This window comes from Aquipuribacter hungaricus (assembly GCF_037860755.1).
GTDB lineage: Bacteria > Actinomycetota > Actinomycetes > Actinomycetales > JBBAYJ01 > Aquipuribacter > Aquipuribacter hungaricus.
Window position 1 is genome coordinate 1 of record NZ_JBBEOI010000490.1, and the last position, 767, is coordinate 767.

Consider the following 767-nt stretch of genomic DNA (forward strand, 5'->3'; position numbering starts at 1 on the left):
GCGTCGACCGGCTGGCGCTCGCCCCGGCCGCCGTCGGCCTGGCCGAGGCCACCGGCGCCGAGCTGGCGGGCCTGCAGGCCGAGCAGGCGAGGGCCGGGGACGTCGTCGTCCGCGCCGAGCACGAGCAGGCCGTGGCCGCGGCCGCGGTGGATGCCGGCGAGACAAGGACCGCCCGGTCGCACGAGCACCTGGTCGAGGCGCTCGACGACGACCTGCTCACCCGGACCCCGGGCGAGGTGTGGCGCGCCCGGCTCGCCGCCGCCGACGAGCACGTGGTGCTCCTCGGCGCGGCGGCGTCGGCGCTCGTCGCGCTCCTCGCGGCCGGTGCCGAGGCAGCGCGGGCGGGGGAGGCCGTCGCGGCCTGCGCGGACGAGGCCGGCTGGCCATCCGTCGCCGAGGCGCTCGTCGCCGCCCGCAGCGCCACCTGGGTCGCCGCCGCACGCCGCGAGGTGACGCGGCACGACACCGCGCTGCACACCGCCGAGGAGAAGGTCCGTCACCTGCTCGCCGCGGTGGGCGGGCTCGACGCGGGCGACGCCCTCGACCCCCTCGACCCCCTCGACCCTGCGGCTGACCTCGACGCCACGGCGCTCCTGCCCCCCGTCGCGGCCCTGCACGAGCGGGCCGCCGAGCGCCTCGAGGACCTGAGGGCGGCCCTCGCCGTCGCCGAGCAGGCGGGCCGGGAGGCCGACACCGCCGCCCACGGCGCGGCGACGGTCCGCGACGGCCTGCGCCGCCACGTGCCCCGGCTCGTGCGCGCGGAGGAG

At 80.8% G+C, this 767-nt stretch carries 1 pseudogene; it reads left to right on the forward strand.

Features of this window, described 5'->3' with window-relative positions:
• Window positions 1-767, forward strand: a pseudogene (locus tag WCS02_RS20810) (hypothetical protein); the annotation flags it as partial.